General features: G+C 56.0%; 36 protein-coding genes. 21 read left to right on the forward strand and 15 right to left on the reverse strand.

All coding sequences use genetic code 11. The annotated features are described in order from the left end of the window. Positions 1-19: 19 nt before the first annotated feature. The 14 genes from ssb to FRH_RS14655 form a co-directional block, all read right to left on the reverse strand. Positions 20-559: a single-stranded DNA-binding protein gene (gene ssb / locus FRH_RS14590; protein WP_281997090.1), complete on the reverse strand. Its 540-nt coding sequence runs from the start codon at positions 557-559 to the stop codon at positions 20-22. 52 nt (positions 560-611) lie between these two features. After that, positions 612-1,406, reverse strand: coding sequence for a DUF2303 family protein (locus tag FRH_RS14595; RefSeq protein ID WP_281997091.1), 795 nt, complete (start codon positions 1,404-1,406; stop codon positions 612-614). After that, positions 1,406-1,765, reverse strand: a complete 360-nt coding sequence (locus FRH_RS14600) for a hypothetical protein (protein WP_281997092.1) — start codon at positions 1,763-1,765, stop codon at positions 1,406-1,408. Before FRH_RS14600 ends, FRH_RS14595 begins: the two co-directional genes overlap by 1 nt. 60 nt (positions 1,766-1,825) lie before the next feature. Beyond that, positions 1,826-2,071 carry a hypothetical protein gene (locus FRH_RS14605; protein ID WP_281997093.1) on the reverse strand — a complete coding sequence of 82 codons (246 nt, stop codon included), beginning with the start codon at positions 2,069-2,071 and terminating at the stop codon, positions 1,826-1,828. Positions 2,072-2,321: 250 nt separating this feature from the next. Continuing rightward, positions 2,322-2,915 (reverse strand): 3'-5' exonuclease, encoded by a 594-nt coding sequence (locus FRH_RS14610; protein ID WP_281997094.1) that lies wholly within the window; start codon positions 2,913-2,915, stop codon positions 2,322-2,324. A 51-nt stretch (positions 2,916-2,966) separates the two neighbouring features. Continuing rightward, positions 2,967-3,938 carry a hypothetical protein gene (locus tag FRH_RS14615; protein ID WP_281997095.1) on the reverse strand — a complete coding sequence of 324 codons (972 nt, stop codon included), beginning with the start codon at positions 3,936-3,938 and terminating at the stop codon, positions 2,967-2,969. After that, complete coding sequence (locus FRH_RS14620; RefSeq protein ID WP_281997096.1) at positions 3,931-4,773, reverse strand: hypothetical protein; 843 nt, start codon at positions 4,771-4,773, stop codon at positions 3,931-3,933. The genes FRH_RS14615 and FRH_RS14620 overlap by 8 nt, the downstream gene beginning before the upstream one ends. 72 nt (positions 4,774-4,845) lie before the next feature. After that, on the reverse strand, positions 4,846-5,088 hold the full coding sequence (locus tag FRH_RS14625) for a hypothetical protein (RefSeq protein WP_281997097.1): 243 nt from the start codon (positions 5,086-5,088) through the stop codon (positions 4,846-4,848). After that, on the reverse strand, positions 5,085-5,381 hold the full coding sequence (locus FRH_RS14630) for a hypothetical protein (protein ID WP_281997098.1): 297 nt from the start codon (positions 5,379-5,381) through the stop codon (positions 5,085-5,087). The genes FRH_RS14625 and FRH_RS14630 overlap by 4 nt, the downstream gene beginning before the upstream one ends. Before the next feature lie 8 nt (positions 5,382-5,389). Next, positions 5,390-5,662, reverse strand: coding sequence for a hypothetical protein (locus FRH_RS14635; RefSeq protein WP_281997099.1), 273 nt, complete (start codon positions 5,660-5,662; stop codon positions 5,390-5,392). 144 nt (positions 5,663-5,806) lie between these two features. Further along, positions 5,807-6,376, reverse strand: a complete 570-nt coding sequence (locus tag FRH_RS14640; RefSeq protein WP_281997101.1) for an HNH endonuclease — start codon at positions 6,374-6,376, stop codon at positions 5,807-5,809. Next, positions 6,373-6,528, reverse strand: coding sequence for a hypothetical protein (locus FRH_RS14645; RefSeq protein WP_281997102.1), 156 nt, complete (start codon positions 6,526-6,528; stop codon positions 6,373-6,375). The genes FRH_RS14640 and FRH_RS14645 overlap by 4 nt, the downstream gene beginning before the upstream one ends. A 580-nt stretch (positions 6,529-7,108) precedes the next feature. Continuing rightward, positions 7,109-7,423 carry a hypothetical protein gene (locus tag FRH_RS14650; protein WP_281997103.1) on the reverse strand — a complete coding sequence of 105 codons (315 nt, stop codon included), beginning with the start codon at positions 7,421-7,423 and terminating at the stop codon, positions 7,109-7,111. Between the two features lie 17 nt (positions 7,424-7,440). Further along, a complete protein-coding gene (locus FRH_RS14655; RefSeq protein WP_281998169.1) occupies positions 7,441-8,238 on the reverse strand; it encodes a helix-turn-helix transcriptional regulator in 798 nt (265 codons plus the stop codon). Between the two features lie 17 nt (positions 8,239-8,255). Here FRH_RS14655 and FRH_RS14660 point away from each other — a divergent pair, with 17 nt between their 5' ends. The 17 genes from FRH_RS14660 to FRH_RS14740 all read left to right on the forward strand — a co-directional run bounded on the left by FRH_RS14660 (position 8,256) and on the right by FRH_RS14740 (position 16,575). Continuing rightward, positions 8,256-8,432 (forward strand): Cro/CI family transcriptional regulator, encoded by a 177-nt coding sequence (locus FRH_RS14660; RefSeq protein ID WP_281997104.1) that lies wholly within the window; start codon positions 8,256-8,258, stop codon positions 8,430-8,432. 58 nt (positions 8,433-8,490) lie between these two features. Continuing rightward, positions 8,491-8,820 (forward strand): hypothetical protein, encoded by a 330-nt coding sequence (locus tag FRH_RS14665; RefSeq protein ID WP_281997105.1) that lies wholly within the window; start codon positions 8,491-8,493, stop codon positions 8,818-8,820. Positions 8,821-8,852: 32 nt separating this feature from the next. After that, complete coding sequence (locus tag FRH_RS14670; RefSeq protein ID WP_281997106.1) at positions 8,853-9,044, forward strand: hypothetical protein; 192 nt, start codon at positions 8,853-8,855, stop codon at positions 9,042-9,044. Positions 9,045-9,178: 134 nt separating this feature from the next. After that, entirely contained in the window at positions 9,179-9,607 is a 429-nt protein-coding gene (locus FRH_RS14675; protein ID WP_281997107.1) for a GIY-YIG nuclease family protein, read from the forward strand. Then, positions 9,604-10,539, forward strand: coding sequence for a replication protein (locus FRH_RS14680; protein WP_281997108.1), 936 nt, complete (start codon positions 9,604-9,606; stop codon positions 10,537-10,539). The genes FRH_RS14675 and FRH_RS14680 overlap by 4 nt, the downstream gene beginning before the upstream one ends. 2 nt (positions 10,540-10,541) lie before the next feature. Beyond that, positions 10,542-11,363, forward strand: coding sequence for an ATP-binding protein (locus tag FRH_RS14685; protein WP_281997109.1), 822 nt, complete (start codon positions 10,542-10,544; stop codon positions 11,361-11,363). Next, entirely contained in the window at positions 11,360-11,869 is a 510-nt protein-coding gene (locus FRH_RS14690; RefSeq protein ID WP_281997110.1) for a hypothetical protein, read from the forward strand. Before FRH_RS14685 ends, FRH_RS14690 begins: the two co-directional genes overlap by 4 nt. After that, positions 11,866-12,276, forward strand: a complete 411-nt coding sequence (locus FRH_RS14695) for a hypothetical protein (RefSeq protein ID WP_281997111.1) — start codon at positions 11,866-11,868, stop codon at positions 12,274-12,276. Before FRH_RS14690 ends, FRH_RS14695 begins: the two co-directional genes overlap by 4 nt. Then, positions 12,276-12,587, forward strand: a complete 312-nt coding sequence (locus FRH_RS14700) for a hypothetical protein (protein ID WP_281997112.1) — start codon at positions 12,276-12,278, stop codon at positions 12,585-12,587. Before FRH_RS14695 ends, FRH_RS14700 begins: the two co-directional genes overlap by 1 nt. Next, on the forward strand, positions 12,584-12,955 hold the full coding sequence (locus tag FRH_RS14705) for a hypothetical protein (RefSeq protein WP_281997113.1): 372 nt from the start codon (positions 12,584-12,586) through the stop codon (positions 12,953-12,955). Before FRH_RS14700 ends, FRH_RS14705 begins: the two co-directional genes overlap by 4 nt. After that, on the forward strand, positions 12,952-13,260 hold the full coding sequence (locus FRH_RS14710) for a hypothetical protein (RefSeq protein WP_281997114.1): 309 nt from the start codon (positions 12,952-12,954) through the stop codon (positions 13,258-13,260). Before FRH_RS14705 ends, FRH_RS14710 begins: the two co-directional genes overlap by 4 nt. Beyond that, positions 13,260-14,057, forward strand: coding sequence for a hypothetical protein (locus tag FRH_RS14715; RefSeq protein ID WP_281997115.1), 798 nt, complete (start codon positions 13,260-13,262; stop codon positions 14,055-14,057). The genes FRH_RS14710 and FRH_RS14715 overlap by 1 nt, the downstream gene beginning before the upstream one ends. A 113-nt stretch (positions 14,058-14,170) precedes the next feature. Then, a complete protein-coding gene (locus tag FRH_RS14720) occupies positions 14,171-14,434 on the forward strand; it encodes a DUF3892 domain-containing protein (RefSeq protein ID WP_281997116.1) in 264 nt (87 codons plus the stop codon). A gap of 123 nt (positions 14,435-14,557) precedes the next feature. Then, positions 14,558-15,148, forward strand: a complete 591-nt coding sequence (locus FRH_RS14725; RefSeq protein WP_281997117.1) for a hypothetical protein — start codon at positions 14,558-14,560, stop codon at positions 15,146-15,148. Between the two features lie 37 nt (positions 15,149-15,185). Then, positions 15,186-15,812, forward strand: coding sequence for a glycosyl hydrolase 108 family protein (locus FRH_RS14730; RefSeq protein WP_281997118.1), 627 nt, complete (start codon positions 15,186-15,188; stop codon positions 15,810-15,812). A 17-nt stretch (positions 15,813-15,829) separates the two neighbouring features. After that, on the forward strand, positions 15,830-16,117 hold the full coding sequence (locus FRH_RS14735) for a hypothetical protein (protein ID WP_281997119.1): 288 nt from the start codon (positions 15,830-15,832) through the stop codon (positions 16,115-16,117). Beyond that, positions 16,114-16,575 (forward strand): 3TM-type holin, encoded by a 462-nt coding sequence (locus tag FRH_RS14740; protein ID WP_281997120.1) that lies wholly within the window; start codon positions 16,114-16,116, stop codon positions 16,573-16,575. The genes FRH_RS14735 and FRH_RS14740 overlap by 4 nt, the downstream gene beginning before the upstream one ends. A 17-nt stretch (positions 16,576-16,592) precedes the next feature. On the opposite strand, the gene FRH_RS14745 is transcribed toward FRH_RS14740, so the two are convergent. Then, on the reverse strand, positions 16,593-17,063 hold the full coding sequence (locus FRH_RS14745; RefSeq protein WP_281997121.1) for a hypothetical protein: 471 nt from the start codon (positions 17,061-17,063) through the stop codon (positions 16,593-16,595). A gap of 279 nt (positions 17,064-17,342) precedes the next feature. Between FRH_RS14745 and FRH_RS14750 the strand changes: the two genes are divergently transcribed. The 4 genes from FRH_RS14750 to FRH_RS14765 are packed head-to-tail and all read left to right on the forward strand — an operon-like array spanning position 17,343 to position 22,224. After that, on the forward strand, positions 17,343-17,912 hold the full coding sequence (locus FRH_RS14750; RefSeq protein ID WP_281997122.1) for a hypothetical protein: 570 nt from the start codon (positions 17,343-17,345) through the stop codon (positions 17,910-17,912). Beyond that, positions 17,893-19,503, forward strand: coding sequence for a terminase (locus FRH_RS14755; RefSeq protein ID WP_281997123.1), 1,611 nt, complete (start codon positions 17,893-17,895; stop codon positions 19,501-19,503). The genes FRH_RS14750 and FRH_RS14755 overlap by 20 nt, the downstream gene beginning before the upstream one ends. Positions 19,504-19,523: 20 nt before the next feature. Then, on the forward strand, positions 19,524-19,973 hold the full coding sequence (locus FRH_RS14760; protein ID WP_281997124.1) for a hypothetical protein: 450 nt from the start codon (positions 19,524-19,526) through the stop codon (positions 19,971-19,973). Further along, the gene (locus FRH_RS14765) at positions 19,966-22,224 is read left to right on the forward strand and encodes a hypothetical protein (protein WP_281997125.1); all 2,259 of its coding nucleotides are present in this window, start codon (positions 19,966-19,968) and stop codon (positions 22,222-22,224) included. Before FRH_RS14760 ends, FRH_RS14765 begins: the two co-directional genes overlap by 8 nt. The last annotated feature ends 206 nt before the right edge of the window (positions 22,225-22,430 follow it).

Genomic DNA, 22,430 nt, shown 5'->3' on the forward strand with positions numbered 1-22,430 from the left:
GTCGCCTGGGGTATCTACGTCAGAACGGTATTTCGTCGTCAAAATCATCATATTGAGCGGGATCAGGCGCGCCATAAGGGCGCTGCCCTTGTGGTTGCTGCTGGGTCTGGGGCTGCTGGTTGCCATATCCCGTATTATTCGGCGGTGGTTGTCGGTGGCCACCGCGCTGCTGATTCTGAGGTGGTTGCTGGTAACCGCCTTGCTGTGGGGCTTGCTGCTGCCCGCCGCTATCCAGCATTTGCATATCGTTAGCGACGATTTGAGTGGTGTAGCGGTCTTGCCCACTCTGGTCTTGCCATTTGCGTGTTTGCAGTCGGCCCTCGATGTAGACCTTCGAGCCTTTTCGTAGGTACTGCTGAGCAATCTCTGCCGTTTTCTTGAATAAGATCACGCGATGCCACTCGGTGCGCTCCTGTCGCTGGCCGCTATTGCGGTCGAACCAGCTGTCACTGGTGGCAATATTGAGTGTGGCGACAGCGGTGCCGCCTGTGGTGAAGCGTACTTCTGGGTCTTGGCCCAGGTTGCCAATCAAAATGACTTTGTTAATGCCTCGGGCCATGTGACCTCCAAAAGAAAAGGGCCCGAAGGCCCTCAGTGGTTGGGTGCTGCCGTTAGGGCTGGAAGGTGCCCAGCAAGCACTCGCTTTCTGGTAAGCCGTCCGTCACCAGCTTGGCGAACTCGGCGGCGATCTCTTCTTTAGCGGCGTCCAGTGCGATAGCGCGCAGCCCAAACGATGGCCCGCCTTTGGTCTTGCTGGACACGCGCATTGCCAGGGTGCGCTCTGTCAGACCTTCATAAGGGGTGAGCTTCCAGTAAATCACCGTGGGCAGGCGGTCAGCATTCTTAACGGTGACGCTATTCATCACGCCCACGCGGCTGGAATGCTCCTGCTTATCGCTTTCGATGCTGGTTAGGTCATCCAGGCTGACCTTGCGGAACGCATGAATGACCTTGCCGCGCTCCAGCGCCTCGCCTTTGCTGTTCTCAAACGTCAGCAGGTGGCCCCAGTCTTCGACCAGCTCGACCATTTCCTCCTGCCCGAATGTGCTGCCGTCAGCGTTCAAGTAGGCGCTGAACTCGGGGGTCTTGGGTAAATTGAGGGTGGCGGAGTGGTCGCAGTGGCCAGGCAATGACTTATCGCCGATATCAAGGTAGGAGCATGCCGCCATGGCGTCACGGTCGATGAATACCGGGGCATCATTCTGGCGACCCGCCACATAGGTGATGAAGTCTTTTAGCCCCTTGGTTTTGAATTGACCACGGAAGCGGCGGCGGTGGTCTTGGTATTTCTCCATATCCACCAGCTTGAAGTTGTCGCCCACGATCAGCGCGTGACCTTCGGCGGCTTCGGTACCGGTTTTATGGCTGGCTTCGATGTGCTGCAGGGCTTCTTTCGTGAGTGACATCAGTGCTTCTCCTGGCGCGAATCTTTATCGCGGTGGGGATGGCCGATCATGTCGAACTGGTTCTTGGGCTCAAGCGTCATTTCGCCGCCCGTGTTCACGCACATGACCGTTTCGGTGGTGTGTTCTTCCGACTGAGTGCCATGTTCGGTCGGAATCTTGAAGGCCAGCTTGTGCACGACGCCGACCCGGCTGCCGGAACCTATGTTCTCGATCGTCATGTCGATCGACACCTTGGCTTTCTTCTTCGGGTTGTTCGTAGCCGACGCTGCTGCATGGCTCAGAACAGTACCCAGGCGTTCAGCCAATACGCCGCCGTCCAGATCCTCGAGGAACCTGGTTACATCGGTTGGGTGGGACATTGCGAGTTACCTCATGGAGGTGGTGGAAGTGGGACCAGCGGCCCCAGGGTGGGGTAAGGACTAGGCGGTTTCCGCCTTGGCGCCGGGGTGGCCTGCGCATGAACCGTCGGGATTGCGATTGTCACAGCTGCTGTCGCAGACCAAGACTTGCTTGCCCTTTTCGAGCATTTGCCGAAGCTCCTTGCGAGCTCCGTCAACGCCTTCGGGATGCGTGACGATATCCCCGAGGCGCTTGTCGCCATAGCTCAGCAGAACGCTAACGGGGATATGGATGTGAAAGGTGGTTGGGGTGCTGGTAAGCGTCATTGAGGGGCCTCTTTTTCATCGTCAGCTATATCGGTGGCGCATGTTTGACATAGCGCTTTATTGCCGTGCTTCCCAAACCCACCAAGCGCCATGACGTCACCATCCTGAAAGGGCGTATTGCAGGCGAAGCAGCGGCTGTACTTTTTACGTGACCGCTCGCGCGCCTTTCTGAATTCCGGCCCGTAAACCAGGAACTCTTTTTTGATCCATTCAGGCGTGTAAGTGGTGGTGACGGTTTTGGTGATGGACCTCATGCGGCCTTGGCTTCGTGGTCAAGCAGGTGCCAGTAGACCTCCATGCAGGCGCGGGCATCGGCCATGGCGCTATGCGCGTTTTCCAGAGGTTTGCCGGTGAAAAACTCGTAGGCTTCGGACAGCTTCGGCGACTTGAAGCCGTACTTGCCTTTCGGCAGCAACTGCATGATGGGCTTGGCCAGCAGCATGGTGTCGGCGAATTCGTCCTTATCGGCCCAGGCTTCGGCCTCGGCTTCTCCCATATACCGCTTGGCTGCGATACGGATAATCCTCTGGTCGAAGGTGCGGTTATGGGCGACGCGTGGGTACCGGTTCCAAAGCTGGAAGAACAGATTCAGGGCGAGCGACTCATCGACGCCTACCGCGAGTGCGTGTTCATGCGTGATGCCATGAATCTCTGAAACCGCGGCGGGAATCTCCCAGCCGTCTGGAGCAATGATCAAATCCAGCGTCGCTATTTCCTTGCGAGTGTCGGTGTCTGCCAGGATCGCGGCAAGCTGCACCAGGTGTGGCTGGTGTTCGCTTTCGCTGGGAGATTTCCAGTCGGGCAGGCCAGTGGTTTCAGTATCGAAGAAGAGAACAGGGTTCATAGTAGGCTCCAAAGAAAAGGGGCCTTGCGGCCCCTAAGGTAACGGGAAGGTTTAAGCGGCTAGCTGCTGCATGGCCTGTTCATACCCAGACCAGTTATCAACGCCCATGGCTTCCAGGGCGCGCAGCTTGGCTTGGTCGGCAAGTAGCTGCTCATACTCGCCGCGGCTGATCGTGACTTGCTCCGGTACTTCCGCGCGCTCACCCCGTAAAACCTCTGCTTCGTGTCGCTGGGCGGCAGCGCTCAGGCGGCTGGTATTCAGCGGCTTATGCTCAGCAGCAGCGGGAAGCGGGGCTGGCTCAGGTTCTGGCTTCGGCTGTGGCAGAGGTGCTGGGTTACGCTTCGCTTCCTGCTCGGCTTTAAAGCGGCGCAGTTCTTCCAGCTCCTTTTGCTCGGCTTCGCGTTTCTCGTTCTCCTCGCGCAAACGGCGGCGCTCGGCTTCCACCTCGGCCTGCTCGGTAGCTAGGCGTTCTTTCTCAAGAGCGTGGGCGTGCATGTCGCTGATGTGCTGCAGTACGTCCGCTTTGGCGTCTTCGGCCTCTTTTGCCACGTCAAAAAAGCCGTCCGTGTTGATGTTCACGGCGTCATCATGCAGTTCAGCCAATGCGTTCGAGTCGAGCCCAACGGCAGTGTCTTTGTAGCTGAGAATTTCGACCTGAATGCGCTCACGCAGCTTGGCGATGCGCTGCTGCTTTTCCCGCTCAGCGCGCTCGTCCTCATGCTGTTTTGCGTCTTTCAGTGGTTTCTCAATGGCTTCAAGCTTCTCAATCAGATCCTTGCCGTATTGATTCACGCGGTCGATGAAGTCGCGATGTGGCTTTGTGATTTCTTTCCGAAGCTTATCGGTGCTGGTCCGGTACGTGGTCAGCTCTTTGATGCCCTTCTTGCAAAGCGCGTAGCCCTCTTTGGTTTGCATGTCGGGCACGGTTCCGTACTGCTCGCGCAGCCCTGCCAGGGCCTGCTCAACAGCATCCAGCTTGACCAGTTCGCCTTTGTAGTCGGTTTTGGGGGCTGCGTTAGTCATTTTGCGTTACCTCTTGTGGTTGCTTGGCCTTTTCCTTTTCTGCGTATACCCGGGCGATACCTTCATCACGGGCCTTGAGGATCATGCCTCTGCCTTTGTCAGGTTCGACGCGGGCCATGGATGCCTTGTCTGGAATGCGGCCGATCATTCTGTCGGCAGCCAGCTCAATGCTCTTGGGGTGGGGGATTTGGTGGCGAAGGGTGTCGCACTCACGCTTGAGCCAGTCCGCGTAATCCTGTCTGAGCTTCTCTATTTCGGCGTCTTGGTCTTCGGCCACCGCAATTCGGGTAGCCGCTTGCTGTGTCTGGGTGTAGTCCTTGTTGTCGAACTTGCCGTAGTACACGTCAGCGGCGAAGCCTAAGAGGCTCAAGCACTTCTTGATAGCGTCAGTGATCGACTTCTTTGGCGCTTCGCCATCGGTCTTCCATTTGCCGGTACTGGTGCGATAGACGTAGCGGGTATGTCCAAACTGCGTGACTTCGCCGCGGTCGCCTTGCCAGCGGTACCAGAGCACCAAGCGGATCGTGTGTGTTTGCTCGTGAGCGATCAGCTCGCCCTTGTTGCCTAGCACTGGAGCGCCCACGTCAAACCGCTCATCCTCAATGCGGTAGCCCCAGCCGATGCCCATGGGGCCAAAAACCTTGGTGGCCAGCTCAATGACGTGCATCGCATCCAGCGTGGTGATGTCCTGACCATCGACATTGGCGGCCTTGATGGCCGTGGTCGGTGTTTTGTCGACTTGCTGCCATAGCTCTAGGTGGTCGGCGCTATCGACCACGCGATAGCGCCCCACGGCAGGCACGCGCAGCCGTGGTTTTTCGTTCGTTGAATTCATGGGTTATACTCCCCGTTGATCTTCTTACCGTTGATCCTGGCCCCTGACGTGTTGCCGCACGAAAGGGGCTTTTTATTTGCTCAGTGCTGCTCGTGCTTTATCAGCGATGACCTGCATGTTGTTGGTTTGCGGGCTGCCTTCCGCCACTTCGGCAATGAATGTCAGCGTTTCGCGTATCGCCTCGGCATCGTTGAGCAACTTCCCTAACTCGTCATGGTCGCGGTGGTCGAGACGCTTACAGCCATTCGTGACGGTGTATACCGCTTCGCCATGTGGGTTATAAAAGCCCGCCCCAGTAATTCGCCAGTTGTTCATGCCGCTCTCCAGTTAGCTTCCATTTCGGCAAGTTCTTCTTCCTCGCCTTGCAGCTCGTCTTCGGCTACATCCTTGGCCCAAGCAAATAGCACCGCTTCGCCGGCGGGTGACTGGATATAGGCATCGACCATATCCGCTACCGTAGTGGTGGCGGTGAACTCTTCGACGGCGCTGGCTAGGTCGCCAACCTCATTCAGATATGTGCCAAAACGCGCAACGCCTTCGGCGTCACCGTCATGGATCGACTCGCTTAGAGATTCGGCGCGTAGATGGATTTGCTTGTTACGGTTCACAAAGCACCTCAGAACTGAACCAATAATGGGGAAGGGTAAGAGGGGGTGAATGCAGCAGGGCGCATACCTGGGCACACCTCAGCAGCGTCACCCCGGTAGTCCGGGTGGCCAGTGCGGTCTAGCGGGTCAATGCCGCGTGCTTTTTCCGCCTCCCAAACAGCGACTTCTTGGCAGTATTTACGATGCATCCGCTCTTTATCAGATGCGTCCAGCTTGCTGGCCACGATCATGCTGCCGATGATGGCGGCAAGCGCGATGAGGCTAAGCGTTCTCGTTGGCATGTCGTTTCACCTTGAAGATGAGTTCAAAGGGGTAGCCGCGACGCTTGGCTGCTCGCTTAGCATTTTTGCGGCTACAAAAAAGGCCGCAATCAACTCGGGGAGTGATGCGGCCTTGGTGGTATTCACGAAGGATGTAGCGATTTTTCATAAGTCCGTGCGCGTTTTAGGAGTGCCGTGACCAGCAGAAAAGCCATTTTTGGCTCTAAATTCTTTAACTGCCTGCTCCGCATCGGATTTCTGTATGAAATAACCAAGATGATGCTCTTGACGGTTTTTCATGCATCGAGCCCTCCACTTGCCTAGATCACTTTTCCATGACACGCCCGAGATTCCGCTTTTATTATTTCTGGAAAGAGACTGATTGCGGGCGTTATCAAGGTGATCAGAAGCTTTTAAGTTGCTCCAACGGTTGTCGGTTGCGTCCCTGTTCTCGTGATCTATTTCGACAGGGGGCTGCTCTCCAGTCATATAAACCCAGGCAAGGCGGTGCTCCATCAGGTAGCTGCTGCCAATCTTTATCTTCCTGCGTTTGTAGCCAAGCTCTCCGGTTTTAACCGAACCGGCACGCTTGTTGGCGAAACGCTTATTCCAGGTCAAAAAAGCCTGCCTCGACTTAAAGGACTCAATTGGTCGGGGTTTCCAGGTGAAAACTCCAGTTTCGGCGTTGTAGTGCAATAACCCTTTAATCAATTGCGGGTCGATAAATTTGCTCATTCATCCCACACCTCGCGGAGTTGGTGGCGCAGCGCTCTGTCAGCCAGGCGCTGGTCAATGTCTCTGCGCTTGCTGTAGCGGGCAGCTGCCGTTTTGTCGTTGCGGCTGTTCAGCTCGCCTTTTGTGATTGCCTTAGTAGGTAGGGTTTCCATAAAGCCTCCTGTGAAGTGCGCGCTGCCTCATCGGCTCTCGCAGTGCCAGTGCAGTGAGTCGTGGTTAGGGAAGCAGCGCGGGAATGACCGCGATACGCGGCCATGCCGTAAAAACGCTGGGTGATGGAGTGCGCATCCTTGCGCAGGGGAGTGGATGCTTCAGGAACATCGGGGAGCTGGCTGAGTCGCATCCCGCCGGTTGTTTGGGCCTGCGATAACCCAGCCCCTTTGGGCTCAACCAGCTCTCCGATGCCGCCTGTATTCTTAGCCCAGGCGGCAGGCATTCGCCTCACTCTCGCAGTTAGCGCGGCCTTTCGGCACTCCCAGCATTTCAACAGCCCTGGGCGGCGTACTCCTAGCGAACTCTCGCGGCGTTACCCACTACGGCTGGCTAGGCTCATCCTGTTGTTAAAGAGCGGCGACCTGTGAGGGCCTGAACACGTTGCGCTGTGTTCTTGTGATACAATTTAAGCATGCTGAAATACTCCGTCAAGATTTTTGCTGAAAAAATTTAAGCATGGTGAAATAAGGGTCGTAAAAAAACCGCCTTTAACGGCGGTTGAGCGGTGCTAAGCAGTTGCTACCATAGAGAAAATGCTAGATAGGCGGCTAAAACTACAGCAAGAGGGGATACCAAAAGCGCTGACTCGCCCAGTTTTGAGAAAATAAAGCTCATGATCGGCAGAGCTCCAATTGCTATCGCAATGGAGCTGGCCAAATCTACCCATTCAGAATTTAAAGCCAGCCTTCCCAAGAAGGCGAAGGCGAATACGAAGCCAGCCATTGACGCCACAGAAAGAACCAATCTGATGCCCTGCCATGATCCGCGAAAATTACTTGCATGTACGTTGATGACCCACATGCAGCATCTGAATACGGTCCATTCAACCAGCATTTGGCTCTCCCAGATTGTTAATCAAATACTTCCCACCAAAACACTCGGCCAATAATTTTAGGGGCGTCCGGCCCCATTAGGCTGTGTGTTTCTTCAGGGTATTCGTCGCTGTTGTCGCTGACCAGGCGCACACGTCCTAGCGGCAGCTTGTAGAGCCGCTTGATGCGGAGCATGCCGCCGTGATCGAGCGCATAAATCTTGCCGTCGATGATGTGCCGAGTGCCTTTGTCGATAGCGATGGGCGACCCGTCGGCAATCGTGGGCATCATTGAGGTGCCTGTGGCTGTAGCGCATGCCGCGTTCTCGGGAGACACGCTGCGAGCAGCGAGCTTTGCCAGCGGGAAACGCATGGTGTGGCCCCCGTTTTCAACAACCTGGGTTCGACCATCGCCAGCGGAGAACTCGACTTCTCGGAAACAGGGAAGCTCGACTTCATCGGGTGATAGGGGGGTGTTGCCCTCCACGATCTCCGTGTCGTGAAACTGTAACTCGTTCGAGCCAGCTGAATATCCCGCTCGTGGATCAAAAGCCTCGTGCATTGGGCCCTTTCCATCAACTAGCCATGTGTAAGAGACGCGGGTGGCACGGGCTAATTTAAGCAGTCTCTCTGCCGTAGGGGCTTTTGTATCGCCGTTCAGCCACTGCGTTACTGCAGACGGATTGACGCCGCACGCCTTGGCGATCGCGCTTTTGGTTTGGCCACTCTCTTTGATGGCCTGGCTGATTCTTTCTTGAATGCTCATTTCAGCAAGCTTAACTGAGCTGCATTTTAGTATGCTTGCGCGTTTACTTTCAGCATGCTTAAATAATTTCATCAATAGAGGACAACCCGATGAAAACCGAAGACGCCATTAAGCATTTCGACGGGAAAAAGATTGAGCTTGCCAAAGCGCTCAAAATCTCTCCTTCCGCTGTAACGATGTGGGGCGAAGAAGTCCCACTTCTGCGGCAGTATCAGCTTGAGCGACTTACCGATGGCGCTTTGAAAGCTGACCCTATTGCCGCTTAACCCCAACCGCCTGCCTGTGAAGGCCGCGAACTCAGCAAACCGTAAGAAGGAAATCGCAATGCTGAACCGTGAACCCCGTATTCCCACTACCCGAAAAGCGGAAGGCGAGCATCTGGATAACCCGGCTCGCGTTCGCTTTAAGGACGAGGAATACCTTGCGCTGGAGCAGGTGGCAGCAATGCGCCACGGGGGCGTTCTCTCCCATGCCATTCGGGAGTGCGCCCTTGTGGGCATGGAGGTGATTAACCTCCGGCAAGACGTGCTGCTCGACCGCTTAGCCAAAGGCGAAAGCGTACAGACAGCACAGCAGGAAATGGTGGAAGCGCTCATGGCGCACCTCATCGAAAACCGCATCACTGAGCAAATGATGCAGCGCTTACGCGCCTAGCAGAAGGGCCGAACAAGGCCCGAGGAGTCACTGTGAATCGTGCAGCTCTGTCACGAACGTACCGGCGACTGTCGCCACAGCACAAAGCCGTGGTGGAACAGGAAGCCGCACAGCGCGGAGTGGCGGTGGAGGACGTGATGCTCGATCACGCCATTGCTATCGCGGGACCGTTAAAAGATCAGCTCTATGCCATGCGCCGAGAGCGCACGCTGCGAGCGGTTTAGTACCAGCGGGCTTAGGCCCGCTTCTTGGGCTATTACGAGGCCCTGATAGGACATTGATCAACGGCAGAAACGACAAAGCCCGGCATATCGCTGGGGAGCGTGCCGGGCTTTGAAGAACACTTAGTGAGGTAATTATGGCAATTGAAATCGGCTTTGTCTACGTACTGCGGAATGAGTGCATGAACGGGACATACAAAATAGGTATGACAGATCGCTCTCCTAATCAGAGAGCAAGAGAGCTTTCAAAGGCTACTGGTGTGCCATCGCCTTATGAAGTGGTTTTTTACGCCGAAGTAGAAGCGCCTCGAAAAGCTGAAGCATGGCTTCATGAGAACTTTAAAGCGTTTCGAATTAACGCCTCTCGCGAATATTTTCGATGCCCGTTGGGCGAAATACTCAACGCGATTATCAATGATCTCGATGCCATTACTTGTTACGAGTCAGACATTGCCATAGAGGCAATGAACCCTGGGCGCGTATTCCCTCATAAGCCCCTTTACTTTGAATCCACTCTTCACGACCAGGGGTATTTGCTTCGCCTGCGCAAGGAGAATGCAGCATGAGCAACCTCGCCCATATATCAGACCACGAATGCTATCAGGTGCAGGGTTGTCTCGCGCCTGAGCGTAGGAGTATCCAAGTGGAAGACGGGTACACACGAACCGCTAACGCTCTTGTAGAGGCGTTTGCGCGCGCACCATTAACCAGCCGTGAGGCTCGGGTGATTCGTGTTATTGAGCGCATGACCTACGGCTGGAATAAAGCGGAAGACTGGATAGCTGCATCGGTTATCAGTGAAAAGACTGGCATGCCAGAAGGCAAGTGCTCGGAGACTTTGAACAGCCTTATCCGCAAGAAAGTGGTAACCCGTAATGGTGGTGGCCGCTCTCCTGTGCGTATCAACAAGAACGTCGAGGAATGGGATTTTACTGCCCAGAAGTCGCGAGTTACCCCAAAACAGAAACCAAAATCAAAATGGGGTGAGTCACCCCAAAATGGGGTATCTCAATCACCCCAAAATGGGGTGGCACCTAAAGACAGGAAAGACAAACCCCTTCTCACTACGTTCGAAGGGGATAGCGATCCCGCTCCGAAAAATCCAAAGCCCGCCGCACCGAAGAAGACCTCTAAAGCCAAACCGGTAGCGCTTGATCTTACCGATCTGCCAAACGGGGTTTCTGCCGAAGCTGCCAAGGCATTCATCGACCACCGTAAGGCGCTTAAAAAACCGCTTACCCAGCGTGCGCTCATGCTGGCACTTGGTGAGGCCGTGAAAGCTAGCGAAGCCATCCCAGGCATGACACCCGACGAAGCGATTGACGAAGCAATTTTGGCGGGGTGGCAAGGCGTTAAAGCTCAGTGGCTGATCAATCGCCAGGGTGGTCGTGGCGCTCAGCCCCAACGCCAAGACGGCCGCATGGGATTTGCCCAACCGATGCCCGTGGGCTCCTACGGCACCAACGATCTTGAACTCCCAGCGTGGGCGAGGGATTAAACATGGCTCAGTCACTGACAACCACCCCGCAAGTGCGCGGCCAGTTAGCCAGCATGCTCGCCGGTACCGCTGAAAACAAAGCCGACCGTTGCCGTATTCATGGCGCGTTTGCCAATACGAAGATGCCCAACGGTCGGTGGGCTGGTTGCCCGCACTGCGCGCTTGAGGATGCCAAAGGCGTTAGCCAGGCCGAGGTTAACCAGACCAGCGAAGCCAGCAGCCGCCGGCGGCTTGAGAAGCTGCGTGAAGACTCGCTGATTCCTAAGCGTTTCGTGAACAAAACCCTCAGCGGGTTTGAGTCACACAGTCGCGAGCAATCGTACGTGCTGAGCGTGTGCCGCGCTTACGTCACCAAATTTGACGAACGTCTGGAGCAGGGTGGCGGGCTGGTCTTTACCGGCAGCGTAGGCACCGGAAAGAGTCACCTAGCTTATGCGATCGGAAACGCGCTGCTGGCCAGTGGTCGCGTGGTCATGGGCATCGATGTTTACGAGCTGGTCGACCTGATCAAGGAGCGGGCTTTCAGCAAGGACAAGGCTGGCAGTGAGCGAGAGGCAATTCGCGCCTTCGTCGGCGGTCTCGACCTGCTGATTCTGGATGAGGTAGGCGCGCAGCTCGGCACCGAGTGGGAGCGCTTGATGCTCTTCAAAATCATCAATGAGCGCTACAAGCAGATGCTGCCGACGATCCTGATTAGCAACCTGGAAGCCGACAAGCTCGAGGAGTACATGGGCAAGCGCATCATCGACCGGATGCAGGAGGGCGGCGGTACCACGCTCAAGCTGGACTGGGGCAGTTACCGGACTCAGCGGGGTGCGGCATGACTAAGCCAGCCAACAAGCCGTTCGTCTCCCGGGCCAGCACCATTCAAGAAGCGCTGGTCACTGCTGCCAAACTGCCTAAGGTGATCACCGACGCCATCCAGCTATGGGGCGACGTCGAGATCGTGGTGCGTAAGCGCCAGGTGAAGCGCAGCACCGACCAGAACAAGCTCCAACGCAAATGGCTCCTTGAGGCGGAAGCTCAGGGCGACCACACCGCCGAGGAGTACCGCGGCTTCTGCAAGCTGCACTTCGCGGTACCGATCCTGCGCTGGGAGCTTCCCGAGTTCAAAGAGAAGTACGACCGCATCGTTAAGCCGCTGCCGTATGAGGCCAAGCTGGAGTTGATGCAGGAGCCGTTGGACTTCCCCTGTACCCGTTTGATGAGTAAAGACCAGAAGACCCGCTACCTGGATGCTGTGTACCAGCACTTCACCAGCTTGGGCATGCGGCTGACTGATCCCAACCTGCGTGGCTATAAGCCGGATGAGTACAAGGAGGTGGCATGAGGCGACTCACTAAAGCCGAGCGCGCAGAGCTGTTCTGCATGTTCAAAGGGCGCTGCGCCTACTGTGGGGAAGAGCTCGGTAAGCGTTGGCATGCTGACCACGTTAAGGCTGTGTTCCGTCGGCATAAGCTGATTCGTCAGCCTGGGCAGGGCTATAAAACGCAGTTGGTCGGGGCTGATTGCATTGAAAACGATGCGCTCAATAACTTCATGCCCGCTTGCGCGCCATGCAACCTCTCTAAGGCGACATACACGCTAGATCAGTGGCGCGATGTACTGGCTGGCTACGTTGGCGCGCTTGACCGTAATGCACCCACTTATCGCATGGCCAAGAAACACGGCTTGATCGTAGAGACGCACATCAGGGTTGAGTTCTATTTCGAGAAGCTGGCAAGGGAGGCTGCGTAATGCTGCCCAATGAGTGCTACCTGCCTACCAAACCGCACCGTAGTCCTCAGTGGCTCAGCAACGTGCACGAAATTGATAGCTGTGTGCTGTGCGGTGCTTGGGGCATCCAAGCCGCCCACAGCAACCAGCACCGTGGTCGGGGCCAGAAGGCCAGTGATGCGCTGACCGCTGCGCTTTGCCCTAAGTGCCACCACCAGATTGATAACGGCAAAGACTTGAGCCGCGAAGAGCGTAGGGCGCGGATGAACGAAGCCATTGTGCTGACACTGGACCAACTCGCCAGGCGCGGCCTGGTTAGGGCGGTGAAATGAAGCTGTTTGTTCCGTATATCGCTAGCAGTACCAACGTCGCCCTGAGAGCTAATAAGCACGCCAACAACCGTGAGGTGAAAGCGGCCGCGTGGGCGTGCAAGGCCGTCTGCCAAGGTGTTGCACCTGTCACCTGTAGGGTAGACCTGGTGTTTCGCCCACGGTTGGGCAAGGGCGACCGGATGCGCGACACCAGCAACTACTCAATCAGCATGAAGCACATTGAGGATGGACTGGTGGCTGCCGGACTGTTGCCGGACGACAGAGGGCAGTACGTGCGCCGCGTGATATTGGACCCGCCCGAGGTAGACCGGAAAGCCGAAAGCGGGACGTGGGTAGAGATCATCCCTGTCAGCGAGGTGGCTGCGTGATTGATCGCCCAACGCAATGGCCCGATGGCCGCAAGATGGGTGGGGAGAATGGCTACCCGCCCGAATGGCATGAATGGGCTAGAGAGTGCGAGCTGAAGTTCGCCTTGAGGGAAATGCTCAGCGTGCCCAAAGAGAACCGTAAAGCCGTGCATGACAAGTGGTTAAAAAAATTCCCGCATGCAACAACGCAACGCCTGAAAAGCGTTTGGGATGAAGTAGTTGCAGAGATAAACGCAACGCAGCAGGCAACAAAACGCAACAGTTGCGCAAGATCGCAACGAAAACGCAACGGCAGGGGGAAGTGATGCGATATATCTCAGCACGACAGATGATCTTTGACGCGTATCACACGCGCCGTGGTAACAGCCCTATCGCTGACCTGTTCGACAACCTCAAGCGGATACGGGAGCGCGTAGGCGATAACGGGGCCAAGCTGCGCAGCTTGATGGCAGAGCATAAGCGGAACGTGAAGGCGCTCAGCAATGCGGGGCCCTTTGACGCCAACCTCAATGTGCTCAAGCGGGCAGTGGCGAACAGTGAGCGTCGGCTATCAGAAATGCGCACCGCGCTTGAGGACGTATCGAAGTCGAGTAATGAGGGGATAAGCCCCGATAACGATTGGCGCATTGTGAATGGGCTTGAGGCGGGGCAGGTAATCAGCGCAGTGGAGAACCAGCCGCAACACCTGCAGGCGCTGGCACGCTACTGCTTCGGGCCGTTCACACGCGACGAGCTGGCAGAAGATCGGGAGTGGATACACGCCGCGTTGATGCACGTCGGTATGCAAATGCGCTTGCCTGGGCAGGGACAGGCAGAGCGGCCATCGGCAGAGGCGGCGCGTCAGCTGCGGTGGATCGTGTCGGCGGCGATACACCACCACGCAGAAACGACGTACCCGTATAACCGACCGGGGCTGCATAATCCTCGGCGCATAGCGGCATGGATTGAGCTGGAGCATGGGGAGGTGGTGGACGTCAGACGCTGGGCCGCCAGCGGTCGCACTTGCTGGAAGGGTGTGTGGGAGCGACTGCTTGATACGTTGGATCGTTGGGAGTGTGCGGCATTGGCACCCGTAGCAGGTTTGCTGGTAAAAGCCGCTTAGCTTTCGTCGTAAGCATCAGCCTACAACAGGAGTCTCATTGCTATTAGCTGGTTAATTATTGTTACCTGAGCCTGTTGCAAATTCCGACAAATCAAACAGACGAGGACGGAAACATGGCTGATCGGCAGATAAAGGCTACAGGGAAAGACAACGATGGTGACATTATTCGGCTATGCCACTCGGGTGAGTGGTGGTCACCGGTAAGTAAAGCTAAAGCCATTGATGATATTGAGCGGGGATTCAACAACTACTACGTACGAGACCGTGCTGGCAATCGAGCAGATATTCACGTCGTAACAGTTGGTACAAAAAAGCATCTCCGGACGTCTGCTGACTCTTCATCAGCAAATAATCTGGATAACTTGCCGGACTGTTAGATAGGGCTGGCGAGTGGAATCAAGAGACACGCTTGCACTTTGTGCCTGAAATGGCTAATCTAGTTCCATTATCCAAACCTACGCCTCGGCTTTGCTGGGGCGTTTTGCTATGAGGCCCTGCGAGTGCCGCCGCTGCTTCCGGAGTACTTTTATCAGCCAGTTAATACTCTTACGTTGCATGTTAACGAGCCTGCCCAAGTTGCAGTACAGTCGTTGCCGACTGATTGGTTAGGCTTGACTGCTGCAGGCCTCTTTACGCTGTTGGGCGCTGCGGTAGGTGCCTGGTATGGTGGTCGGGTGGCTTATCAAAACACTTTCAATGCTCAAAATGATTCAATCAAACGCCAAAAGCTTGAGGAAGCATTAAGTATTTTGCTTTCGCTTGAACAACCTGTAAAAAATTTAAAGCACACGGCGAATTTGCAAGCACAAGTGGTAGATAGCGTTGACGCTAATTCAAAGATGGCTGAATATGTTGCTGAATTGCTAAGGCTTAAAGATAAAGGACTCTCTACTCTGCTCCAGCTTTATTATAAAAAATTGCGTTTAGATGCAATTGAATTAGATATGTGTATCACCGGGCTGGTTGCCATGATCTCGCTATCTTCAACATTACACCCGTCTATTCAACCCTCCTATGTGGACGTTATTGAAAACATAGACGAATTAGTTGCTCGGATGAAAAATGAGCTTGTTAATGAGCTAACCCTCTAGCATTCCCTCTACTGTCGTGAGACAGCAGGCACCTAATATGACTACCTCACTCAAGCAGCGGTTGGTCGTCTCGGTCATTGACCGCGAGGGCGGCTACGTCAATCACTCCTCAGATCGTGGCGGCCCCACCAATTACGGCATCACACTGGCCGTAGCACGAGCAAATGGCTACTACGGCGATATGCGAGAGCTGCCCAAGTCACTGGCCGTGCGTATCTACGAGGCGCGCTATTGGACGAGCATTCGCCTCGACCGCATTGCACCGATCAGCGCCACGCTGGCCGAATACCTTTTTGATTTTGGTGTTCACTCTGGCCCAGGTCGTTCAGCCAAAGAGCTACAGCGCACGCTAAATGTGCTAAACAATCGCGGCAAGTTATTTGCCGACCTCAAAGAAGACGGTGCCGTTGGTCCCGCTACGCTGGACGCGCTCGACGCTTTCCGCAAGGCTCGGGGCGGTGCTGGTCTTTATGTGCTGGCTGAGTCTATCAATGGCGTCCGCATTGCCTTCTGCCGTGGTCTCGCCGAGCGCGACGAGCGACAAGAGGACTTCGCCTATGGCTGGTTCAAGCGCATCGTCAACCTTCGCAGTGAGGTCGAAAGCGACCAGGCAGACCGCTTGGTAGCGACGCTATACAGCGAGATCGCGGCGGAGGTGGCCTGATGGCCCAGGAGCGCGACGTGAAACCATCCGTACTCGAGCGGCATATGCAGACAGGAATCCAAGTGCTGTTAGTGGCACTGTGTATTTGGGCCGGTGCTCAGCTGGTGAAGCTGGGTCAGCAGTCGGTCGTGCTCGAAGAGCGGCTAACGACTCAGGGGCTAATGCTCAATGAGCTGCGCCAAGAGCTACGGGAGTGGGGCGACACCTACTACCGAGCTACCGACGCCCGCCGCGAGCTAGACCAGATTGAAAACCGCATCGATAACCTGAATAGCCGCGTGTCGGCACTGGAGGGTGGGTTATGAGCATTGCAGCTAGAGCGCTTTCAGTAATCACTGGTCCACTCTTTAGTGTGATCGATAAAGCTATCACCGATAAAGACGAGGCGGCGCGACTCAAGCATGAAGTTCAAACGCAGCTGATTGATGCCGAGAACAGTGCTCTCAAAAGTCAAATGCAGGTGATATTGGCAGAGGCTGCGGGTGAGAGCTGGCTACAGCGCAATTGGCGCCCAATTCTGATGCTTACCATTGTTGCAATCGTCGCTAATAACTATCTGATAGCTCCTTACCTGTCTGCGATGTTTGGTGTTGGTCTGACGCTGCCACTACCAGAAGCGCTTTGGAACCTGATGACTCTGGGTGTCGGCGGGTATATCGCTGGACAGACCGCTGAGCGTGGAATTTCTACTTGGCAAAGCGGTCAAGTGGCCAAAGAGCAAGCTCGCATTCAGGGGGGGCTATATAGGGAAGCGGGCAAGTAGAGCGATGGTACAGTGATCTAATTTCTCTTGGCGTAGGCATAAGCTGCTACGGTTAGTGCACCTATTCCAATCAAAGCCATTCCGGCCCATTTGACAGCTGTAAGGATGATCGATTTTCCGTCTCGCGAAGTTTCTCTACGCTCCTCGGAATCTCTGTTGTCGGCATCTGTCATCCGCTGGTAGATCTGATCGCGTTCTTCTTTAGATTCAGCCCGCTTTAGGGCCTCAATGTAAAAATTTGCTCGCGCTTCTGCTGCGCGAGTAATGGCCTCAAGGTGATCTGAGCTAATCTGCGCGGCACTTTTGGAAGCCTCAGACAGTGTTTGTAATGCTTCTTTTTGCACCTCGGGGTCGACCTCATGCTCTTCAAGCTTCTGACTCATTAGCTCGAGTAAAAGGTCGATTTTCTCTTGCTGCTGCCTACTAATGTTGTTGCCGTTGTTGGTGTCTCCAGTGTTGCTTGGATCACCTTGATTTTTCTCTGTCATATCGGCTCCCTTTTGTTTGGTATGCCAGCCTTGCAATCGGCGTTAGCTTTTTTGGATGTGGGTATGAACATATAGCCCAAACCTTTATTAGAGGCCAGTGCTAGCAGTACTGAATTCCGAAAGAATCTTAACTTTTATTGCTCGCCGTGAGGCGACATGCCGCGCTGTGAAGCGCCGCCCAAAAGGCCATGCCGTGAGGCACCGCCACTCACGCCGCACGCTGTGAAGCGTCCGGCACCTATTCTATGGAGACGTTGCCAGTAATGGCGGCGTTTTTTTATGGCTAAACGAAACGACTGGGAGCTGATCGAGCGGGAATACAGGACCGGCCGTTTCTCTCTGGCCCAGCTTGAAGCACGGCACGGCGTGAACCGCTCCACCATTTCCCGACGTGCTCGAAAGTACGGTTGGGAGAAAGACCTAACTGATCGCGTCCGTGAGCGTACGCAGCAGAAAATTTCTCGGGCATCGCTGCCTCCAGAAGCGCAAGCCGCGCTTGATGATGATGTGGTCGAGCAGGCCGCAAACGAGAATGCCGCAGTCGTGAAGGGGCACAGAAAAACCCTTGAGCGCTGGCGGTGCATTACTGAGCGCTTTGCTGTGCTGCTGGAGAGCCAGCTAGCCGAAGGCAAGATCGCTGTCGAGCTACCCACGGGCGGGACTGCCGAGATCGATGTGCCGCTCGAGTATGTCGGCAAGTGTATGGGCCATGGCACTCAGGCTCTCGACCGCGTTATCAAGCTGGAGCGACAGAACTACGGTTTGGACGCCAATGATAAAGATGAAGGCGTGAAGTCGTTTGAAGAGCTGATGGCAGAGGTCGCGCCAAGTGATTCTGGGGCCGAGTGAGCGGTCACGCCAGGTCAAGCGCGCAGAAGCCTACCTGCGAGCCCACGCCAAGGGCAGGCTCACCGATAAAGCCGACCTGCTGGCCGCGCTATCGCTCAAGTGGTTTCGGCTCAACTCGCTGTACAAGATCAAGGATAAGTCAGGCAAGAAGGTTCGCTTTAAGCCCAATGCCGCCCAGCGGGAGCGCTATCTGCACGGCCACTGTCTTGACCTAATACTGAAGGCCCGCCAGCTGGGCTTCACCACCTTCGAGATGATCGACGCGCTGGATGACTGCCTGTTCAAGGACAACTTCTCCGCGGGCTGTATCTGTCACAAGCTCGAAGATGCGCAGGACATATTCAGAAACAAGATCACCTTCGCTTACGAGAACATCGACGACGCCTGGCACGCGCTGCTGAAAATGCTGGGTACCAAGATACCTAAGGCTATCAGCGATAAGTCAGGTTCCGGCGCTTACGTTTTCGATAACGGCTCAAGCATCAAGGTTTCCACGTCGTACCGTGGCGGCACGCTGCAACGGCTTCATGTGTCGGAGTTCGGCAAAATCTGCCGCCAGTTCCCGCACAAGGCCAAAGAGATCGTCACCGGTGCGTTTGAAGCCGTAGGTATTGGCAATCAAATTACGCTGGAGTCGACGGCCGAAGGGCGTGAAGGCTATTTCTTCGACTACTGCCAAACCGCGCAACAGCTCAAGGAAATGGGCCGCACGTTGACGGAAATGGACTTTCAGTTCCATTTCTTTCCATGGTGGCAAGAGCCAACCTACACGATGAGCCCCAAGGGCGTCGTGATACCTCAGCGTCTGGCGGAATACTTCGAGCAGCTTGAGCACAAGCACGGCATCAAAACGACCGACGGGCAGCGCGCCTGGTACGCCAAGAAAGCCGAAAAGCTGCAGGATGATATGCAGCGGGAATACCCCAGCACACCAGAGGAAGCGTTTAGCCAGTCGGTGGAAGGGGCGTACTTCGCCACGCAAATGCAGTTCCTGCGTAAGAACAAGCGACTCACTAGCCAAGTCCAGGTGAACCCCAGCCTTCCGGTTTACACCGCATGGGACTTGGGCATGAACGACACCATGGCGATTTGGTTTGCCCAGGTCGTTGGGCGTGAAGTGCACCTGGTGGACTACCTAGAAGGCGAGGGCGAAGGCATCGAATACTACGCTGATCTACTCAACAAGAAGGGCTACCGCTATGGTGGCCACTTTGGCCCGCACGACCTTGCCGTTAGGGAGTTGGGTACTGGCAAGAGCCGCGCCGACGTCGCCAAGGGGTTCGGCATCAACTTCGAAACGGTGCCGCGCATTTCGAACCACGCCGAGGGCGTGCAGGCCACGCGCCAGTTCCTGCCGATGTGCTGGATAGACGAGGAGGCCTGCCACCAGGGCGTGCTGTGCCTCGACAACTATCGAAAAGAGTGGGACGACAAGCGCGGCGTGTATAAGTCGACGCCTCGCCACGATTGGGCCTCACACGGCGCCAAGGCATTGGAAACCCTCGCGCGGTCATCGCTGTTTACCAGGGCGCAGCTGCCCACCACCTCCTCTAACCGCGAGTCGCGTGGCGGCTGGAACGCTCACACCTAATCACCCCGCCGGGAGGCGCTATGATTCACACCACCCCGAACGGCTCGCAGCAACAGCGGGCGCGCACGGCAGCATTGCGCCTAGCGGGACTGCAAAGCCGTGACATTGAGAAGTTCGCCCGTGATGCTGCGATGGGGATTGCGCAGGAGCTGATGAAGCACAATATCCCGATTGCCTCTAAACGCGTTCGCCCGGACGTGGGGCATGTGCAGATCGATATGATCATCATCGAGGAGAAGGTGACCACGCCAGAGCCAGGCATGCGGCTGCAATTTGAGGTCGAGGGCAACATGGGCGTGACGTTTAACGTCAAGCTGCTGGAGTTTTTAGACGACCCTGCTGGCTATATCACTGACCTGTTCAAGCAGCTCGGGCCGATGCGCCGCAACGTACAGCGCATGCGTACCCATAAGCGTGCTGCCGATGCCGCTATCTACAAGGCGCTAACGCAGGGTGCTGCTAATGGCTAGTTTGGGACTGCTGCAGTACAAGTCAGCGTCGACCCTGCACGCCGAGCAAGCTTCCGAAGCCCAGCAAATGGCCGCAGAGGAAGAGCGTTGTCGCCAGCTGATGGAGTCTTCACTGGGCGCGCATATTCGCCGTTCATGGGAGTCCGCCAAGACCGCTAAGCAGGAGGTCGAATACCGCTTGCTGGATTGCCTTCGCCGCCGTAAAGGCGAGTACGACCCGAGCAAGCTGGCTGCTATCCGCAAGGAGGGCGGTGCTGAGATTTACATGATGCTGACCGCCACCAAGTGTCGCGCCGCCGGGGCTTGGATTCGCGACATCATGATGCCTGCGAATGAACAGCCTTGGGGCCTACAGCCTACACCAGTGGCTGACGTACCCGATGAGTACGTGATGCCCGTGTTTCAACAGCTACAGCAACAGGCAGCGCAGGCACAGCAAGAAGGCCAGCAAGTTGATATGGCAGCGCTGATCGAACAGGCGCGCGAGCAAGTGCGGCAAATGGCGCAAGAGAAGGCAGAGGAAGCCGCCGAGCGCCATGAAGATGTGATAGCCGATCAGCTAGCCGAAGGCGGCTGGAGTGAGGCGTTTGAGCAGTTCGTTGACGACTTTGTCACTTATCCCGCTGCGTTCGTGCGCGCACCCATCCTGCGTCGCGTGCCCACGCTGGAATGGCTAGAAGGCTGGCAGCCGGTCAAGAGCACCACTATCCGGCCTGAGTTTGAACGGGTATCACCGTTCGATATGTATCCCAGTCCAGACGCCACCAATGTGGATGACGGCGCGTTCATCATTGAGCGTGCACGCTTTACCCGAATGCAGCTCAACCAACTGATTGGTGTGCCGTCATTCAATGAAGAATCTATCCGTCGTGTTCTGGAGCAGTATGGCCAAGGCGGCTTACGCGACTGGCTTTGGACCGATGGAGAGCGGGCCGAGCTAGAAGGGCGCGGGCATGAATGGCTAACCCACGGCGAAACCATTGACGGGCTGATCTACTCCGGCGGTGCCCAGGGCGTAACGCTACTGCAGTGGGGCGTCAATCCCGACGATATTGAAGACCCGTTGGCAGAGTATGAGATTGAAGCCATCTTGATTGGTCAGCACGTTATACGCGTGCGCATCAACCGCGACCCGTTGGAGCGTCGACCTTACCACAAGGCGAGCTATCAACCGGTACCAGGCAGCTTCTGGGGCCAGGCTATCCCCGAGCTGATGGCTGATATTCAAGACGTGTGCAACGCCACGGCACGCAGCTTGGTTAACAACCTCGCTATTTCCTCTGGGCCGCAAGTGGAAGTGTATGAAGACCGCCTGCAACCTCAGGAAGACCCGACCAACATTTATCCGTGGAAAATCTGGCGTACCAAAGACAGTCAGGTCACCGGTAATAACGCCGCCGTTCGTTTTTACCAGCCCAGCAGTAACGCGGCTGAATTGCTCGCTGTTTACGATCAGTTTGAACGACGTGCCGATGATGCGACCAACATCCCTCGCTACACCTATGGCAATGAGAACGTAGGCGGTGCTGGTAATACTGCGAGTGGCCTATCGATGCTCATGGAATCCGCGAATAAGGGGATCAAAGACGCCATCCGGCATATTGACCGCGGCGTGTTGCGCCGAGTGATCGAGGCGCTTTGGCTCTACAACATGCAGTACAGCGAAGACCCGAGCATCAAAGGTGATTGCAACGTTGTCGCGCGTGGTAGCTCTGCCATGCTGATTCGCGAGCAGACGAACATGCTACGCCAGCAGTTCCTGCAGCTGACTCAAAATGAAATGGACATGGGCATCGTGGGCATGGAAGGCCGTCGCAAGCTGTTGGATAGCGTGGCTGAGAAGCTGGATATGCCAGGCCTGATTCCCACGAAAGAGCAAATGGAGCAGAACCTAGCCGAGCAGCAGAAGGCACAGCAAGCGCAGCTAGAGGCTCAACAACAGATTGAGCAAGCCAAGGCGCAGGCTGAAGTGGCCGTCAAGCAGGCTCAGGCGCAGAAGTACGGCGCCGACGCGGCCGAAACCCAAGCCGACACCCAGATCGCCCAGCAAATGGCACCGCTGGATGCCCAACACCTGCTGGCAGAGATCGCTAAGCTCATTGCCGAAACGCAGAGAGGCCAGAATGAACGAGCCGCAATGGAAAGCCCTGTCGCGAATCCACGCCAGCCCCGAGGGCCAGCATCTTCTGGATATCCTCAACTCCCAGCGCGAGGACTGTCGCAACCAGCTGGAGCAATGCCGCGACAGTAACGAGATTGCGCGCAAGCAGGGCGAGGCGACCGCGTTGGCCGGTTTGATCGAAAAGCTGAAAACCGCACGCGAGGTAATTGATAAACGTTTCAAGTAGCCGGGTTCGCCCGGCCTCACAAGCAAGCCGCTTCTTTGGAGGCGGCTTTTTTGTGGGCAACGCTCAACACTGCAGGTTGAACCCGTTACCCGAATCGTGAACCCCGGCT

The sequence above is a fragment of the Halomonas sp. A020 genome, from assembly GCF_027943625.1.
Taxonomy (GTDB): Bacteria; Pseudomonadota; Gammaproteobacteria; order Pseudomonadales; family Halomonadaceae; genus Vreelandella; species Vreelandella piezotolerans.

Coding starts and splice junctions, on each gene's coding strand:
- ssb (WP_281997090.1), bottom strand. CDS start 559: ATGGCCCGAGGCATTAACAAAGTCATTTTGATTGGCAACCTGGGCCAA.
- FRH_RS14595 (WP_281997091.1), bottom strand. CDS start 1,406: ATGTCACTCACGAAAGAAGCCCTGCAGCACATCGAAGCCAGCCATAAA.
- FRH_RS14600 (WP_281997092.1), bottom strand. CDS start 1,765: ATGTCCCACCCAACCGATGTAACCAGGTTCCTCGAGGATCTGGACGGC.
- FRH_RS14605 (WP_281997093.1), bottom strand. CDS start 2,071: ATGACGCTTACCAGCACCCCAACCACCTTTCACATCCATATCCCCGTT.
- FRH_RS14610 (WP_281997094.1), bottom strand. CDS start 2,915: ATGAACCCTGTTCTCTTCTTCGATACTGAAACCACTGGCCTGCCCGAC.
- FRH_RS14615 (WP_281997095.1), bottom strand. CDS start 3,938: ATGACTAACGCAGCCCCCAAAACCGACTACAAAGGCGAACTGGTCAAG.
- FRH_RS14620 (WP_281997096.1), bottom strand. CDS start 4,773: ATGAATTCAACGAACGAAAAACCACGGCTGCGCGTGCCTGCCGTGGGG.
- FRH_RS14625 (WP_281997097.1), bottom strand. CDS start 5,088: ATGAACAACTGGCGAATTACTGGGGCGGGCTTTTATAACCCACATGGC.
- FRH_RS14635 (WP_281997099.1), bottom strand. CDS start 5,662: ATGCCAACGAGAACGCTTAGCCTCATCGCGCTTGCCGCCATCATCGGC.
- FRH_RS14640 (WP_281997101.1), bottom strand. CDS start 6,376: ATGAGCAAATTTATCGACCCGCAATTGATTAAAGGGTTATTGCACTAC.
- FRH_RS14645 (WP_281997102.1), bottom strand. CDS start 6,528: ATGGAAACCCTACCTACTAAGGCAATCACAAAAGGCGAGCTGAACAGC.
- FRH_RS14650 (WP_281997103.1), bottom strand. CDS start 7,423: ATGCTGGTTGAATGGACCGTATTCAGATGCTGCATGTGGGTCATCAAC.
- FRH_RS14655 (WP_281998169.1), bottom strand. CDS start 8,238: ATGAAATTATTTAAGCATGCTGAAAGTAAACGCGCAAGCATACTAAAA.
- FRH_RS14660 (WP_281997104.1), top strand. CDS start 8,256: ATGAAAACCGAAGACGCCATTAAGCATTTCGACGGGAAAAAGATTGAG.
- FRH_RS14665 (WP_281997105.1), top strand. CDS start 8,491: ATGCTGAACCGTGAACCCCGTATTCCCACTACCCGAAAAGCGGAAGGC.
- FRH_RS14675 (WP_281997107.1), top strand. CDS start 9,179: ATGGCAATTGAAATCGGCTTTGTCTACGTACTGCGGAATGAGTGCATG.
- FRH_RS14680 (WP_281997108.1), top strand. CDS start 9,604: ATGAGCAACCTCGCCCATATATCAGACCACGAATGCTATCAGGTGCAG.
- FRH_RS14685 (WP_281997109.1), top strand. CDS start 10,542: ATGGCTCAGTCACTGACAACCACCCCGCAAGTGCGCGGCCAGTTAGCC.
- FRH_RS14690 (WP_281997110.1), top strand. CDS start 11,360: ATGACTAAGCCAGCCAACAAGCCGTTCGTCTCCCGGGCCAGCACCATT.
- FRH_RS14695 (WP_281997111.1), top strand. CDS start 11,866: ATGAGGCGACTCACTAAAGCCGAGCGCGCAGAGCTGTTCTGCATGTTC.
- FRH_RS14700 (WP_281997112.1), top strand. CDS start 12,276: ATGCTGCCCAATGAGTGCTACCTGCCTACCAAACCGCACCGTAGTCCT.
- FRH_RS14705 (WP_281997113.1), top strand. CDS start 12,584: ATGAAGCTGTTTGTTCCGTATATCGCTAGCAGTACCAACGTCGCCCTG.
- FRH_RS14715 (WP_281997115.1), top strand. CDS start 13,260: ATGCGATATATCTCAGCACGACAGATGATCTTTGACGCGTATCACACG.
- FRH_RS14720 (WP_281997116.1), top strand. CDS start 14,171: ATGGCTGATCGGCAGATAAAGGCTACAGGGAAAGACAACGATGGTGAC.
- FRH_RS14730 (WP_281997118.1), top strand. CDS start 15,186: ATGACTACCTCACTCAAGCAGCGGTTGGTCGTCTCGGTCATTGACCGC.
- FRH_RS14740 (WP_281997120.1), top strand. CDS start 16,114: ATGAGCATTGCAGCTAGAGCGCTTTCAGTAATCACTGGTCCACTCTTT.
- FRH_RS14745 (WP_281997121.1), bottom strand. CDS start 17,063: ATGACAGAGAAAAATCAAGGTGATCCAAGCAACACTGGAGACACCAAC.
- FRH_RS14750 (WP_281997122.1), top strand. CDS start 17,343: ATGGCTAAACGAAACGACTGGGAGCTGATCGAGCGGGAATACAGGACC.
- FRH_RS14760 (WP_281997124.1), top strand. CDS start 19,524: ATGATTCACACCACCCCGAACGGCTCGCAGCAACAGCGGGCGCGCACG.
- FRH_RS14765 (WP_281997125.1), top strand. CDS start 19,966: ATGGCTAGTTTGGGACTGCTGCAGTACAAGTCAGCGTCGACCCTGCAC.